This window comes from Nitrosospira sp. Nsp13, from assembly GCF_900101945.1.
GTDB lineage: Bacteria > Pseudomonadota > Gammaproteobacteria > Burkholderiales > Nitrosomonadaceae > Nitrosospira > Nitrosospira multiformis_D.
This window is the reverse complement of record NZ_FMVD01000001.1, coordinates 140,913-156,387: the sequence shown is the minus strand read 5'-3', so window position 1 is coordinate 156,387 and position 15,475 is coordinate 140,913. Positions and strand designations below refer to the sequence as shown.

Sequence of the window (15,475 nt, the reverse complement as noted above, 5' to 3'; positions counted from 1 at the left end):
TCAATTCATATACCGGTAGTACGCGCCGCGATTTTATTACTGACTTTTTTACTGACCATATCGGCCTTTTAGAACATCCGGATAGTATGGGAGTTCATTTAATTGCGTAGCTTACAGCTTCTTGCTCAAGAATCGCCACCCTTATTTGCTGATCAACGATTACAACCTGGATCTTCCCTGCGGATTCCCTGACCGGCTCGTCATTGAGATACAGAACGGTCTTGAAGGGGTAGGTTCCTTGCGCAACCTCCTGCGTCGGCTTGAAAGTAAATCGGGTTACATACGCGCCCGAGGCACTTGCCTCACTAAGCGCCTGTTTCTTCAATTTCTTTGTATTCCTGCCTGAAGCATCTGAGATCATCAGCTCTTCGTCAACGCGATCTTTCTTTCCGGAAGAGCCCGAACCCTTCACCAATTCAATTTCCGAAACAATGTCAAGCTGGCTCCCTCTGTTGACCAGGCCTGATGGGTCGGTTCTTGTCACATACTTTGTCACCACGGTCTCAGCCGGCAGGCGTCCGTCATGATCTCTTTTGTACTCGTCATTCACGACGGTGGCATCCTTCTTTTGGCTGACCCGGTAACTATCGAACGCATAACCTGCCATATAGCCTACCAATGCTCCTATCGCTGCTCCAATCAAGGGGTTCTTCTTGCCTCCTACTGCCGCTCCAATTGCCGCGCCGCCGAGAGTACCAAGCAATTTTCCAACATTATCCCCTGCAAACCCTGACCCTCCAGTCGAGGCGCAACTCGACAACGCCATGACGATGGCTATTCCGGCCGCTGTTGCGCGCCAATACCTATGCTGTTTATGGGTTTTCATTCATCTCCCAATTATCGCTATTTGAGTTCAGACGCCTCCCATGCTTTTTGCTGCGCTATGTTGGCGTCTTTCAGAAGTGCGCGCGCGGGTGCGTTGCCCGGTTCGAGTTGTAGTACCGTTTCTGCTTTTGCGATGGCACACTCGAAATTTTTGTTACTGAGGCAAGCCTTCCCCTCTATGAGGCTGGCATTGATCACCTTTTCGATCGCGCTTGTCGAAGGCTCCCGTTTTTTGTCGATCCGGGTCGGCACTTCCGGTGATACCGAGGATTCAGCGTCAGAACGTCCACGTTTTATGATGCCCGGCTTAAGCTCGGCTTCCGGATTAATGATATCACCCTGCCCGATCCCGGGTGCCACTTTAGGTGGCAACCCGGATGTCATTCCGGGTGTGACAGGTGACGCATCGAGGCGGGCATGTGGTTTGGAATCTGTCTCTGGCTCATTGACCGAAGTATCACCGGCGGGGATGACAGGTGTGGCAAGAGTCCTGTTTTCCTCAGGTGTTATCGGCATAGGCGCGGGAATCGGGGTCTCTCGCATCAAAAACCAGCCTGCTATGATCAAGGCAAGGAGCATCATGCCACCGAAACCGTACAGCGCCAAAGGACGCTGACTATGCGTCTTCACCAATTCCGCTGGACCACCCCCGGGCATGATGGCTGTCTCGTCTCTCAAGGGTGAGCCGGTTGTGACCGGGGTGGTCTCCGCCAAATCCAGCAGCATGCGGAACGTAGCGACATCCCGTGGGCGCTCTTCCGGCTTTACCGCCAATGCCTTATCGATGCCATGCAAGAATGCCGGAGAATACCGGCCTTGTGTTTGACCTCCGATAGCCTCGGTAAGTGGCACCATCGAATCAGAGATGATACGCGCCACAGCCGGCACGGGGGGGTTGCCCGTGACCGCAAAATATATCACTGCGGCCAGCGCATAAATATCGGTCCATGCTCCCTGTTGCATCGAGTTCATCTCGGCATACTGTTCGATAGGCGCGTAGCCCGGCTTCAATATCACTGTCAGGTTTTGTGTCATGTCACTGATGACACGGCGCGCGGCTCCGAAATCGAGAAGCAGTGGCCGGCCATCCTTGAGGATCAGGATATTGTCGGGCGCGATATCCCGATGAAAACAGTTTTCCTTGTGAATGATTTCCAATGCATCGAGCAAATGTCCGAGCAGTTGCTTGAGCCAGAGCTCGGTTGGCGGTTCACCACGCTGACGCAGTGTTTCCTTCAGCGTGCTGCCCTCGTAGAACGGCATAATCATATACGCGGTTCCATTGGCTTCCCAGAAACGGTGAACCTTGACCAAAGATGGATGATCGAATTGAGCCAGTAGACGGGCTTCATTGATAAAGCTGCGCAGACCTGCCTGGAATGTCTCCACATGCTGTTTCGATTTCGCGACAGTCACGCCGCTCTTTCGTGCCGCCAGCCCTGATGGCATATATTCCTTGAGAGCAACTCTACGCTGTAGAGAGTGATCGTAGGCAAGGTATACGATGCCAAACCCCCCTGCGCCAATCAGGCCGGTTATCTCGAATTCCCCGAGCGCCGTCCCGGCCGATAGCGCGTTATCCACGCCCAGTGCCTGTTCCGCTTGTTCAACTACAGATCCCGGCGCGGATGGGGGCATGACGGTACGGTCATCATCGGGTGGTTGTGTCAGATTCATGATGGCGATTAAAAATTATAACGGCATGGTCAGTCACTATGGATAACTTCAATGGATAATAATACTAAATCCGGAAGTTGATCACTCATTCTTCCCCGATACGCCCCCTATCACCTACATAACTTATTGATAGCATATATTTTACTGACCGGCAAAGCGCTTCCGAGAAAACCGTTGCGGCCCACCGGGAGAGCAAGCTGATTGCTCGTTAATAGACAGCTGGGTCACCCACCGCGCCACAAACCATCAATCAGCCGCTCCGGATGCCATCTTGGACTGGAAAACAGCGTTGAATCAGCTTATTATCCATCACTAGGGTACGGATATTGCAATCTTGATGCTGATTTGTTTAGTAAGACCCCGCATCTGTTCAATATGCCCTCAGACACCTTAATTATTGGAGCCCGAATGAACGACACTTATACAACTCAAAAGCTCCTCACCCTTAGAAAATTGACCCGTACGACCGGCGAAATTATCGACGGTCAGATGAAGGCGTACGTCGCAACGCTGACTCCCCTTTTTCGTCAGCGGGCCGTGTTCGGTGAATATATCCAGGCCAGTGGAAAAGAGACGGTCAAAGGCGCTGAACAGGCCTTCAAGGAATTGCAAAGCCTGTATGAGTCCATCGCTACCGTAGCGCCATTTCATCTATCCAGGGAACTCAATTCGCCGCTCATGCAGATGACCTCGTCGCTTGAGCTAACACCATGGGAGTATATACATACAGCCGCGAAGGATGGAGAGAGCAGAACCATCACCGTTACCTGTCCGTTCAAGTCGATAATTACCTATACAGGCTACTCTCCAAGACGGCTTAGGGAGCTGCTCACAAACCGCAACCGGAATGATGGCGAACTACAACAGTTTGTGTTGCACTACCTTGCCATGCATGTGGTCGTCTCCAAACAGCCCGGCCTCGCCCAGATACTCAACACCTTGCACTTTCCGCTTGCGTCGAGCCAATTACCGGATTTTGGCGCATTGCCCATCACGTATATTACATCGTCAATCTCCACCAGCCTTCCTCCGGATGGCCTGGTTATCGAAAGTACCGAGCTGTCCGGCAAGAACGCTTTCGAGGAGCTTATCAATGTTGGCGATATTGAAAATCTGGGCGATCCCTTCAAGCATCGGCTAATGGGCACATTAAAAGCCAGTCAGCAATAATGTTGCTACGCCGAAGTGGCCGGCAGAGGAAATGAGATATGCCTTATACGTTCTATAATTCGAAACAAGAAAGGAACCAGTAATAAAATATACCCAAAACTTATTCTCGATTTGATAGCGTGACCCATGCCAAATCATGACGATTGGACTGAAAATGTGAAGCAAGCGGCAGGAATTTCGTGAGATAGCAAATAAACCAGATGATGGGTTGTACTTCTCCCCATCCTATCGAAAACGTTTAGAGGCTCAACAATAGAATGAGCATGGAAGGGCCGGTATGAAACGCTTGGGCATTTATGGTTGCATTTTACTGGTTGCTGGTTTAGGTGGCTGTGCCTTGGTGCCGGCGCCAAAACCGGCACCATTGCAGCCAGAACCCGAACCGGTGCCGGTTCCTGTCGTTGCGGCGCCCCAGGGCACTGCAAAGGAATTGTTCAAAGCCGGCGTGGATGCGCTTCAACACGGCGATGGAGCAAAAGCCAAACCCCTGTTGCAGCAAGTGCTTGTGCTGGAACCCAATCATAAAAATGCTTCCAGTCTATTACTGCAAATCGATGCCAATCCGGTGGAAATGCTGGGCAAAGAATACTTTCCTTATAAAGTACAGCCAGGTGATACGCTCTCATTGATCGCCAAGCGTTTTCTTGGCGATCATTTCAAATTTTACATACTCGCGAAGTACAATGAGATCACTCTTTCCGATAATCTGGAAGCTGGACGGTCCATAAAAATTCCCGGGAAAAAGCCCCCACCAGGTAAAGTGACGGCTGCAACCCCTGTCGAGCACCCGGTAACACCGGACGTATCCAATCTGAGACTGGCCGAAGCTAAGAAACTGTATTCGGATGGCCGGTTTGCGGAGTCAATCAGCACTTTGGAACATATACAGGCGGAAGGGGGCGGCAACGCCGAGCTAAGTGATTTTCTGATTACGGTATATGTGGCTTATGCAAAAAAATTAACCAGCTCTGGCCAACTCGCCGAAGCAAATAAATTATTATCCAAAGCATTAATCGCCTACCCTGGCAACGAGCGTTTGAGAAAAATAAGCGATCAAATTGACGTGCATCGTAATGCTGAACAAGCCTACGAAGAAGGGAATCAGTTGCAAAGCAGCGGCCAATTGACCAACGCTTATGCGGCCTACGCCAAAACGTTGAGACTGGAGCCAGAACACGCTGGCGCGAAGGCTGCATTGGCAAAAATCAGACCTCAGGTTGTGGAAGCTTATTATGCCGATTCCGTTCGTGCCCGCAGGCGTCAAAACTTTACCGAGGCAATCAGCAGTCTGGATAAGCTATTGGAAATTGATCCCAATCATGAGCTGGCAAAGTCTAATCGCAATGAAATAAAGGCGATTCTGGATCGCGAACAATTGGGGCGGCAGCGTAAATAAGTGAAGATTATGCGGGATGGCTAAAGCGTGGTGTAATCCGTCACCCCCCGCACACGACTCATCAAGCCATGATCTATACCGGGCACGCTATTCTTTGCCCTCCCCATTGGCACTGTAGTTCATGCAACACATGTCATCCGGCCAACCGCTATTTGGCCCGATCGCAGGGTACCGCATTGTCAGTTGCCGTAGATAATTGAAAGCTTCGCTGTTCTTTGGATTCAATGCAAGCGCCCTTAAAAAGGATAATCTTGCGGCCTCCCGTGCTCCCTGGCGCAAGTTTGCGATCCCATCAAGAATGAACTGCTTCGATTTCTTGTCGATAAGCTGTCTTGTGGCGTCGATCTGGGTTTCATAATTCGTATTGGAAGGCTCAATGGTCGCAAGAATCTTCCACTGGATAAGCGCTTCAGCCAACTCTCCCCTATTCTTCAGGTCCAGTGCCAACTTTTCCCTGTTAACCGTTGTTGAAATGGGCTGGGAGACGGAGACCTGCCTCTCCGGCGACTGAGCACAACCGCTTAAGCTGGATAAGCCCAGCAAACCAGTGACAACAGATACCATGACAACCAGGTGATGGAGCCATGAAAACGTCATTTTAATTTTTCCGTGGTAAATACCCGCAGATTCCTGACGAAAGAAGCCATATCGCGATCACCATAAATCATCGTTCTTCTCAGTTTGAATGGGTAGGCAAAAGCAGGGTTGCCACCCGCATTGACGGTGACGCCGGCACTGTAATCAGCATTCTTGAGTTGTGAAATCAGGAAATCATTGGTATCGCCATAAGGATAAGCAAATGTATGGAGTGGCAAACCCAGCCCTTTTCTGATTTGCTGGCCGGGGATTCTGATTTCCTCATCTATCCTTCTGCGATACGCTTCATCACTTTCATTAGCCAGCCGTTTGCCCATGGAAATATGTGTTTTTGAATGAGGCTGGATGTCAACGAGACCGGATCCGATCATTTCCTTCATTTCACTCCGGCCTAAGGCATCTCGAGAGCCCATGAAATCCGAATAAACAAACATGGTGGCGGGAAAGTTATATTTCCTGAGAATTGGGTAGGCAATATCGTATGAAGATCGATAGCCGTCATCAATGGTGATTACCACCGCGCGCCGAGGAAGCGCGGTGTCCCCCTTTAAAAAAGAATGAATACTGGACAGGGGAATCACCCGATAGTCATGTTTTTTAAGATAGGCCATCTGAGCGTCGAAATCTCCCGGGGTGATAACCATTTTTGATCTATTCGGACCAAACTTGTGATAACAAAGAATCATCACGGTTTGATACCCCGATGAGTAAACACCGATTGGATTGGGATGAATGAGAGGAATAATAATTTGCTGGCCAGCTGCCACTTCACTGGTTTTATTAAAATCGGCAATCAACCACCATTTAGCTCTATCCTTTAAGTACGTATCAGCAAGAGAAGCCCATGTATCATCCGGTGTCGCGGTGTGTATGACATATTCCTCTCCACGGATTTCGCCGGATTTGCTGGTGGGTATGCCAGCGGGCGGGCTGGCGCATCCCGCTAAAACAATCAGCGAAACAAACGTCAGGAATTTAGCCGGCACCATGGGTATCCGTATTTTTCTCGTTACTTGATAGCGTACGAGCATCAGTCGTATTCTCGCTGCTTTTTTGTATCGTATCGGCCATCTTGTCAAAGGACTCGAAGAGCTCGCCGAATTCATCTTTCCTTGTCTGCGCAATCCGGTAACCCAGGTTCCCTTTTTTGATTTCTTCAAATGATTTTCGCAACGTCTTTATCGGATTGGATATCGCACCTGCGAACACGTAAGCCACCACCGATGCCGCGGCGACAGTTACTATCATGAGCAGCAGCATCGTTAAAACGATCTGCTTGCTCAGCTCATCCAGAGGATCCCATTGCATGCCCAGATGAATACGGCCTATCTCCTTGTCACGAAATACAACAGGAGCATCGAAATCCATCATTGAGGATGATTTCGATACATCGTAGCGCCGTATGGAAACATCGCCAATCGTGGCAATCAGTTCACCATTTTCTATTTTCTGATAAGGTTGTCCAACCTTGTCAGGCGCGCTGCTTCCCCTGACTATGCCATGGCTATCCACCAAGCCAAGATAACCAAATCGCTGCCCGGTCATCGCATCCTGAATAAACACTTCAAGAAAGATCCAGTCTTCATTGAATACTTTCTCGGCACTTTCCGCCGCCATGAAGCGCACCATGGAACTGCCATACTCGGTAGCCTGCTGGATGATGCTGGCATACTGGCGCTTGTATAACCAGGTAGCGCCGATGATCATGGTGACCGAGACGATAACAGTCATGATAAGAGTCCATTTCACGCGAATCGGCAATACCTTTGGCTTCGCGCGTTGTATCTCGTCCTGGCGAATCTCTTCTACCGCGTCAATCAAGGCATTGGCCAAATCTTTGCCGTTTTGAAACCGCTTTTCAGGATCCTTCCTGAGCAGACGCTCAACAATTAACTTTACCGATCTTGGGATACCGGGAACAATTTGATCAATGGGCACCGGTTCGGTCGTAGTGATTTGTAGCAGCAGCGTGGCAGTGGTATTGCTTTCAAAAGGCTTTTTCCCCGTCATTAACTGGTAAAGCACCACCCCAACAGAGTAAAGATCGGACCGTGCATCAACCTGCCTGCCCAGCGCTTGTTCCGGAGACATATACTGAGGCGTCCCAAGCACTTCACCCATCATTGTATGCCGGGTCTGTTCCGGATCTTCGACATGTGCAATACCGAAGTCTGTAATTTTTATGTTATTGCTGTCTTTGGCGCGGATGATGTTGCTCGGTTTGATGTCGCGGTGAATAATGCCTCTGCTATGCGCATAATGCAGCGCCTTTGCGAGTTGAATACCGATAGCGAGATCTTCGAGACGAGAGCGATTGGGTGTCGACCTCATGTATTCGTCGAGAGGTTCGCCCTCGAGAAGTTCCATGACGATATACGGACGATCGTTCACTTCGCCGATATCATAGATGGTCACAATGTTGGGATGGGACAAGAGACCGGCGGCTTTAGCCTCCGCCAGAAATCGGGAGCGATACTCCTTGTTGGCGCAGCGCTCTTCCAGCAAAACCTTGATAGCTAGCGGACGGTTGATATTGGGGTCGTAGGCTTTATAAACGACCGCCATGCCGCCCCTGCCCAGCTCTCCAAGAATCTTGAAGCGACCGATTTTTTCCAGCATCAAAGCTTCCCCCTAACGTTTTTGTTATCGTTGTTCAGCAGCTCTGAATCGTTTTACTACTATTCCGGATTGGCAAGATGGATTGCGATAGTCGCATACTTATCAACTAACGCGGCAACTCACTCAGCTTCAATTTTATTTTTAGTTGATCTCCCCGATTAATGCAATATCTTTATGCAGCAAGTCGCTGATAATCTCTTTAACTTCAATCTGTTTACGTCATATTTCCGACTGTGTTGCCCGGCTACTGTACCGGCTTGCCGCATGAAGGGCAGAACTTCCCGCCGCTCAGCTTTGCACCACATTCCGAACAAAAAACACCCTTGACGCTCCGGACGGGTTCACCGCAACTACTACAGAATTTCGCTCCCGCAGCGATGTCAGCTCCGCATTTCGCACAGGTGACCACTTGAGCGGGTGTCGTCAGATCCATGCCCTTGGTAAGATCCTGCTCACTCAGCCTTTGTCCGAGTTGTTCGACCGTAAGGTGAGTCTGTTTGAAAACGAGCTCCTCCTTGACATTAGGTGCGCACTCATCGCACAGACCTGCATTTACATTCCAGCAAGCATCCACACACACCCAATGGCCGCAACGGGAACAATGCTTGAACTGGGGCTTGACCTCCTCCACCGCTTCGGCGTAGGCGTCGCTGTGCGTTTTACCGCCTAATGCCTCCTGCACTCCTTTGGCGGCCTCCTTGCCTTTTCCGAAAATTGACCCGAAGCTCTCGAACACGCCACCTGCGGTGCCCAGAAGATCGGCGGCAATGCCTAGCGGTGTTGCGTGGTAACTGGACGTGTAACCCCTGTGGCACTTGTCGCAGTGGAACGTGAATTGATAACCCTTCTCGGTGGATAAATCCTCCATCTGGGATACAAACTCGATAGTCTTTGCCATATTTCGCCGCTCCTAATTCGCCGTATTGCCGCTTGCCTCGAACGACCCAGTTGGGACCGCTTTGTTTATCGCTCGCATAATGATGCCATATTGCTTCTCTAAAGGGGGGGCGTTATTTGCTGAAACTATGCACCCCTCCCTCTCTCCACCAAGTGAGACTCATTGCAGTACGGTAGAGGGGACCGTTCCAGCATCGTGACCAGCGGTTCCGGAAACTACCTAATCGGTCACGTTCGTCCAAAATTGCTGATCACGAGGCGAATACCCAAAATTCAACCCATCTTCGCCAGCCAGCGCTGTTGCCGCCATGCAGGGGCGCTGGTGGGAAATAGTTGTGTGCCGGGATCCAACAGGCATAGATACAGCGCAGCCGCGATGCGCTGGCGCTGGTAGCCTTCTTTAAGTACATGGACACAGTGCTCGCGAGTGACAGGTTGGCCAAGAAAACAGCGGGTACCGCTTCGAAATTGACTTTGATGATCGGTCCACCACTGCTGAATTCGCTCCGTGTTGGGCCAAGAAAGAGCAATATCTTCCGGCAACTCGACATTCTCATCATCGGGATCCTCACTCGTCCCCTCCTCGAACTCGTCCGGCGGGAGCGTTTCCAACTGATCAAGATTGAAGTCGGCACCCGTGATATTCACAAATGCTTCGGCAGCGACGCGCGCATGCGCCGGTTGCTCCATTTGTTCAATCAGCCACGGCACATACCGTGGGTCGCCAATGAAGCCCGACCCAATGATTCTTAATCGCAGGGCATCGGGTATATCGCCGAGCTGCAACAACAAATTGTGCCCAACCTTTAGATCCATAGCATGGAGCGCAAGCTGCAAGGCTCGCGTCTGGCGTTGCCCGCTCTTGAGGGCAACTCCGCCAAGCGTTTCCAATGCCCTCATGCGGTCGCCCAGCAGTACCGCTGACCACGCGGCCCAAAACCGAACCTCTGGCTTCGCGTCGATGAGTGTGGTTTGACATTGCGGCAAAAGATCTTTTCGTCCCAGTTCCCCCGCCGTACGAAGCGCACGAATGCGCACGCTGTCTACAGGCGATGCCAAACACCGATCAAGTACTGGACCGGGATCCTTGCGATGCAAGGCGCAGGCGGCAATGCCCAATTTTTGCTTGAGTGGCATGGCATCCTCAAACAAAGTCTTTACCCGCCCCCCAAGGAACTGAGACGATACCCAGCCCAGAGCGGAAATCAAGCCAGGTAGCGCTTCCGGGGCATGCTTTGCTCTCTCGAGTAAGGTATCAAACCGTGCATCCTGTGCCTCGATAGCCAGCACGGCAGCGGGGAAGAAATCCTCAGATCCCTCGTTATCTAGAGTAGCCTCGGTAAGTTTCCAGCCCTCATCCCCCGCGACGCGCAATCCATCGATGTGTGCGGCTAAGCGTTCATCGAGATCGGCTAATTGCTGAGGTGAGTAGTTAGGTGCGGAGACAGCATGAGTACGCTGGAGCCACAGAAAGGAGGCTTCTTCAATATGTTCGGCGACGACCGAAAAAATATCCTCGCTCACATTAACCCTTAAGGTTGCAATTCAACACTATGGATGGTGTCCCGTTCATAGCTTTGGAGACTGAGAAACCGAAGTAATGCGGTGAGCGCCTGCTGACTCGGCTCAATACCATAGCAAGAATATTCAATCATATTTGGTGATAGCATGTACAGCTCGGATAACCCAAGCTGTATACGATTGTCAAAAATTAATTGTGCCTTGGGATAATCATCAAATCCCTGCCGGAACATGATGCGCTCCCATGCTCTAAGTGCTGAGAACCACTTATCTATATCTACATCTGAAAGCGCGGTTTTAAACTCAATTCGAATAATCGACTCTCTTCCCAGTGGCATGCTTGGATCCCCCGACAACTCAAACGGGACCTTGACTTTGGCTACCAATCCGAAACCATGCTGCCGAAATCCATCAAATTGTTTGTCATTGGATACAGCGTGTTGCACCATTCTTACTACCAGCAATGGTCCTTTGCCGGTATCGTATCCGTGAATCAGGTTAAATAACGCATACTTACCAGCATCGATTATGCGGCGGGAAAGAACCCATCGCTTATCGAGCTTGTATTGCCAGGATGTCAGAGTAATGAAATTCTGTTCTGTAGAATACGGCTCATCGGTGAAGAAGCCGGCGTTACATATAGATTGAAATGAATCCAGTGATGTCAGCAGGTCGAAAACTTCTAACTTATCTTCTAGCTCATTGCTTGCTTCCTCTATGTCGATTTCGCAAAACTGTGCATAGTGATCAGTTCCGCCCCAATGGAAATCATTTCTCATGCTTTTAACACCTATCGCGCCAGTCTCTATTCCAATTTGCTAGTCGAACCGGCTTAGCCAATCTTCTGTAGTATTCTCGTCATGCGTTGAGTCTGGGAGTATTTGAGGATGATCACGAAGACGAAAGTCTGATAGCAGATTTCCTACGCGATAATAGGGATCTAATTCATGACGATCAGGGTAGCCAAGTTTTGGCGCGGGGCCAGCCTGAAATATTATCCCATTAGCAAGTTCATTTACACGACACGCTTCCCCCAATTCGGTGCGCAACTGATCCATGGCGGGGAGTATTTTCTGGATATCGGCACCAACAAAGGTCAACCAGTTCACGCATTTAATAGATGGCCGGTTGGAATTCTGAAACGCGATTAGAGTCGAATCAAAATAATTGACATCTACGCCGGGATATTTCTTTGAAATAACCAGCATATCTCTAGCAGCCTCTTCTTCCGCCTCACCGTCGGAATCCCAGTTTACCGAATAGCCCGCATGGCCCGATTCAAAATTTAGCTTGGCCACAAGACGCTTCATGAGTGCCAATATCTCCGATGCTCCCTCATCCATAAAAGAAAAAGGCAATACGAGACGAATAATTCCTGTCTTGAGCTCTTCCTCTTCGTCAGCCAGAAATAATAAAGCCTTGTCGGACGGCTCATTTGCTCGTGTTCCACTTTCCAGCTTAAGCATATATATCCCACGTCGCGCTTTCGAGCTTGTTAGCCAATATGGCAGTAACTCAAGCGTATCAGTTTTCAGCTTTCTCGAACCACCCATCGATTCTGTTTCAAAGTATTTTATATCCTTGCCGATAATGGCCAGCGCTTCACGATAAAAATGAATCAAACCATCGATATGGCTAAATATGGAGCCACGCCAATAAAGAGTAACCTCCGTTATCAATCGGAGGTAGACATCATCATTACCAGGATATATGAGTTGTGGCTGAAAGCTCTTCATGGTTCTCCTCTGGCTATATAGACAAATAATATGACGCAATACAGGAAAATGAAGCGACTCCCTTCTTCAGCATTGGCAGTTCTTTGCATTTATTTTAACGGGCTTCCTCCCTCCAGCCAGTTTTTGCTGGCGCAGCTTTTGGGTTTTACGCCAACGGTCACCCGGAAACTTGAAGTCGAAGCAACGTTTAACTACTGACTGACCCGCCGCATTGGTTGTCATCAGCACCACGTCAGGAATTAATAATCCATAAGACCGCGTAAATCTTTCCGTTATTAAACCCCCAAGTTTTTTTATAGCTCGCGCAGCCGATGACTGCGCATTCTGTAACCGGCTTTCGAGTTGATATGACCAATTTCCGCTCGGTTTACTGGGATCACTCGACCAACCTCCTTTGGGACCCTTGCTGTGACCCTTTTCCAAGTCCTTGCAAAACTCCTCACATAATTTGTTGGCCAAATCCACTTCTTCTTGGTCGAGACCGAGGTCAGTCACGACCGATTGTAGAATGCCCGCAAGATTGGCAGCATTCTCGGAATTGTGAAACATTTTGTCGGTAAAGCGAGCAGCGTTTTTTCCATCCATTTTCACATCGAAAGAATAGAGAATCCATGTCGCCTCTTTCATGAAAACATTTGATTTCACGCCGCCGATTGTGCCGGCCTGATCCCCATTGGATAACGCAAGCTTCGATCCCTTGTTTGCCGCCATCACCTTATCGCCCTTCACTGTTGTTGTTCCATTCGACAAGGTAATTGATTGCGCGATATTGGGGTATGGTATCGGCACAGGGCCACCGGGGGTCGGCGTCTTGCAGACATCGGGGATGGTCGCGGTCGAGACGCCATTGCTCATCTTGTGAACAAGCGAGTTCGCTGTGCCGTTGACTCTGATCGTGACTGGCATCGCGCTAACTCTGACCCGGATCCAGGCCGCGGATCACCATCGCACCCCGCTCACCCATCTCCGAGCTTGCCCAAACCATGGATAGAGGGCCTTTGCCGTAACGCTTACGATGGCAAATAACCGCGAGGCCTGAATAAAGTACAACGCTAGCAGCACCAATGTCGCCCCAGCAATCTGCCGGTGTGATAAAGTCGGTTACAGCACGGAAGTACTCCTTCGTGCGCAGCGCGGTAAAGCCATACTCATCCGCCCTGTAAGTCTCGCCGTTAAGGTCACAAAACACATTGTGAACTTGCTCGCCTGGCATCAATTCATGAAGCGCAGCACGGAACGCCTGAGTCAAACCTTCACCAACGCATACTTCGTCCGTCTTAATGAGTTTGATTTCACGGCTAATACCCACGCCGATGATTTCGCCAAAGCTTTCCAATTCATTTTGATGAGCAAATTCTCCAGTGGAAATGAGCAATGCACCTGCTGCTTCCCCAGGGATAAAACCCCAAGCATTATTAAGTGGTCCACCGCCATGGAGTTGATCGCACTCCTCGATCCATTCCAGCGTTTCGGGGGCGAGATAGGAATCCACCCCCGCCACCACACATGCTTCGACCGATTGCGCGGTACAGCTCTTAATCGCCGCATCCATGGCCAGAAGCCCTGCGGCGTGCCCAGCTTCGAAAGAAATAACATAGACAAAAAACCCCGTATATCTCTGAGCAATCGCTCCCAGGATATCCTTAGAGAGGTCAACTGGTTGGCCAGGACGTGAGGGAGGCAGGCCCAGTGCAAGACCAACCTTGACTGGCCTCTGCTCCAACTGCTGTATCGGGGCGAGCGCCTCATCGATCGCTGGAAAAAGCAATGTGCAGTAACGTTCTACCCCTTCGATCCCGACATCCAGCCAGGGCGCTCGTGCGATGCGCATAGGCTCGCCCGCGGTATCGATCATAAACGGATGCTCGGAAAACCCGCATATCCCCGCCCGCGCCGCAGCGGCACTAGCCCAGACATTGCGTCCGATCGGTGTGGATGCCCCGAGGCCAAGAATTTGCGTGCGAGGCACCGCCATGATTATGTGTCCGCTTCTGCGAATACTTCTTGGGGGTAGCTATCGCTGACAATTTGCTTCTGAATGATGCGGGTTTTATTCAATTTATACACTTTCGGGTGACACGGAAGAGCGGTATGCCAAACCAGCGAAACGCGCGGAAAATCAGGCTCAATGATCACGGTATGTAGCTTCGGTCGTTCATGCAGTTGCCGCTCACCCGTGTAGAAGAATGTTTCAAAACCCAGGAATATGCGCGGCAATTCGAAGCTTAACTGTTCCCCGGGCGTAAGATTGATTAACGTAACGGACTCACCACCGCTCAGGAATTGCGGCGCCTGCTGATCGGGTGGCGCACATTGGTAATGGCGATCATCGAAGTCTTCCGGGAGAAGCGGAAATCGGTTCTGTTGCCATTTTTCATCGTACGTTCCCGCAAGGCGCGCGCGCGGGTCCCAATGCGCACAAATGGGACCAAATCCGGCGGGTATCGGGCGGTCATCCCATTGACGTATGAGTTGATCCGGATACTCGATATTGGGAAGTTTGACACCATCAATTCCCGATGAGGATAGCGCAAACCCGGTGCCGAGCGGATTTCGCATATCCCATTGCGAACCCTGTGTATCCTTACTTTCCGGATCGAAGCCGCCATATCCGCGCTCATACATAATCGGCATCTTTACGAAGGACTCTGGTTTTGATGGGGAATCACCCTGCCATACCCGATCACCGCTAACATGTAAGCGCTTGATGACGGAACCAACGCGAAATCCGATGTCCAGCTCCGTTACCGGCTCACCATGGGGTGCATGGGCGTGCCCCAGCACAACGATATCGGTCATGGTCTTGGTGCGGACAAGATCCATGTCATACTTCAAGCTCGACTTTGCAGGTTCCGAGGGATTCATGTATTCCGGCGCCATGACAACCGGTGGCTGCTCCTTGGCAACCTCAGTACTGCCATCGGGCTTGATATCGAACGTGCACTTCACCGCGACAAGCCATATTTCAGCACCGTTGCGATCCCTGACCCAGGTACGCTCGGCGGCGAATGGTGTACGGTTGTCGAGTTGCCACATA

The 15,475-nt window shown here is 50.6% G+C and carries 14 protein-coding genes; 2 read left to right on the top strand and 12 right to left on the bottom strand.

From position 1 onward, the window contains the following. Positions 1–94: 94 nt before the first annotated feature. Together BLO43_RS00735 and BLO43_RS00730 are read right to left on the bottom strand one after the other, a co-directional pair. Positions 95–826 carry a YMGG-like glycine zipper-containing protein gene (locus BLO43_RS00735; protein WP_254773254.1) on the bottom strand — a complete coding sequence of 244 codons (732 nt, stop codon included), beginning with the start codon at positions 824–826 and terminating at the stop codon, positions 95–97. A gap of 17 nt (positions 827–843) precedes the next feature. Further along, entirely contained in the window at positions 844–2,502 is a 1,659-nt protein-coding gene (locus BLO43_RS00730; protein WP_090905114.1) for a serine/threonine protein kinase, read from the bottom strand. A 408-nt stretch (positions 2,503–2,910) separates the two neighbouring features. On the opposite strand from BLO43_RS00730, the gene BLO43_RS00725 reads away from it, so the two are divergent. Next, entirely contained in the window at positions 2,911–3,672 is a 762-nt protein-coding gene (locus tag BLO43_RS00725) for a hypothetical protein (RefSeq protein ID WP_090905112.1), read from the top strand. Positions 3,673–3,949: 277 nt separating this feature from the next. After that, a complete protein-coding gene (locus BLO43_RS00720) occupies positions 3,950–5,068 on the top strand; it encodes a LysM peptidoglycan-binding domain-containing protein (protein WP_090905110.1) in 1,119 nt (372 codons plus the stop codon). An 87-nt stretch (positions 5,069–5,155) separates the two neighbouring features. Here BLO43_RS00720 and BLO43_RS00715 read toward each other — a convergent pair whose 3' ends face one another. The 10 genes from BLO43_RS00715 to BLO43_RS00670 all read right to left on the bottom strand — a co-directional run bounded on the left by BLO43_RS00715 (position 5,156) and on the right by BLO43_RS00670 (position 15,474). Continuing rightward, a complete protein-coding gene (locus BLO43_RS00715; RefSeq protein ID WP_090905108.1) occupies positions 5,156–5,665 on the bottom strand; it encodes a tetratricopeptide repeat protein in 510 nt (169 codons plus the stop codon). After that, a complete protein-coding gene (locus tag BLO43_RS00710) occupies positions 5,662–6,462 on the bottom strand; it encodes a polysaccharide deacetylase family protein (protein WP_175443806.1) in 801 nt (266 codons plus the stop codon). Before BLO43_RS00710 ends, BLO43_RS00715 begins: the two co-directional genes overlap by 4 nt. 178 nt (positions 6,463–6,640) lie before the next feature. Then, positions 6,641–8,284 (bottom strand): serine/threonine protein kinase, encoded by a 1,644-nt coding sequence (locus tag BLO43_RS00705; protein WP_090905104.1) that lies wholly within the window; start codon positions 8,282–8,284, stop codon positions 6,641–6,643. Positions 8,285–8,528: 244 nt separating this feature from the next. Further along, on the bottom strand, positions 8,529–9,182 hold the full coding sequence (locus tag BLO43_RS00700; protein ID WP_090905102.1) for a zinc ribbon domain-containing protein: 654 nt from the start codon (positions 9,180–9,182) through the stop codon (positions 8,529–8,531). A 272-nt stretch (positions 9,183–9,454) separates the two neighbouring features. Next, a complete protein-coding gene (locus BLO43_RS00695; protein WP_090905100.1) occupies positions 9,455–10,705 on the bottom strand; it encodes a TIGR02270 family protein in 1,251 nt (416 codons plus the stop codon). A gap of 8 nt (positions 10,706–10,713) precedes the next feature. Beyond that, complete coding sequence (locus tag BLO43_RS00690; protein ID WP_090905098.1) at positions 10,714–11,481, bottom strand: hypothetical protein; 768 nt, start codon at positions 11,479–11,481, stop codon at positions 10,714–10,716. Between the two features lie 39 nt (positions 11,482–11,520). Continuing rightward, a complete protein-coding gene (locus BLO43_RS00685; protein WP_090905097.1) occupies positions 11,521–12,438 on the bottom strand; it encodes a type VI immunity family protein in 918 nt (305 codons plus the stop codon). A gap of 66 nt (positions 12,439–12,504) precedes the next feature. After that, positions 12,505–13,344, bottom strand: a complete 840-nt coding sequence (locus BLO43_RS00680) for a DUF4150 domain-containing protein (protein ID WP_090905096.1) — start codon at positions 13,342–13,344, stop codon at positions 12,505–12,507. Positions 13,345–13,348: 4 nt separating this feature from the next. After that, on the bottom strand, positions 13,349–14,413 hold the full coding sequence (locus tag BLO43_RS00675) for a beta-ketoacyl synthase N-terminal-like domain-containing protein (protein WP_090905094.1): 1,065 nt from the start codon (positions 14,411–14,413) through the stop codon (positions 13,349–13,351). A gap of 2 nt (positions 14,414–14,415) precedes the next feature. Next, positions 14,416–15,474: a DUF2169 family type VI secretion system accessory protein gene (locus BLO43_RS00670; protein ID WP_090905091.1), complete on the bottom strand. Its 1,059-nt coding sequence runs from the start codon at positions 15,472–15,474 to the stop codon at positions 14,416–14,418. Between the last annotated feature and the right edge of the window lies 1 nt (position 15,475).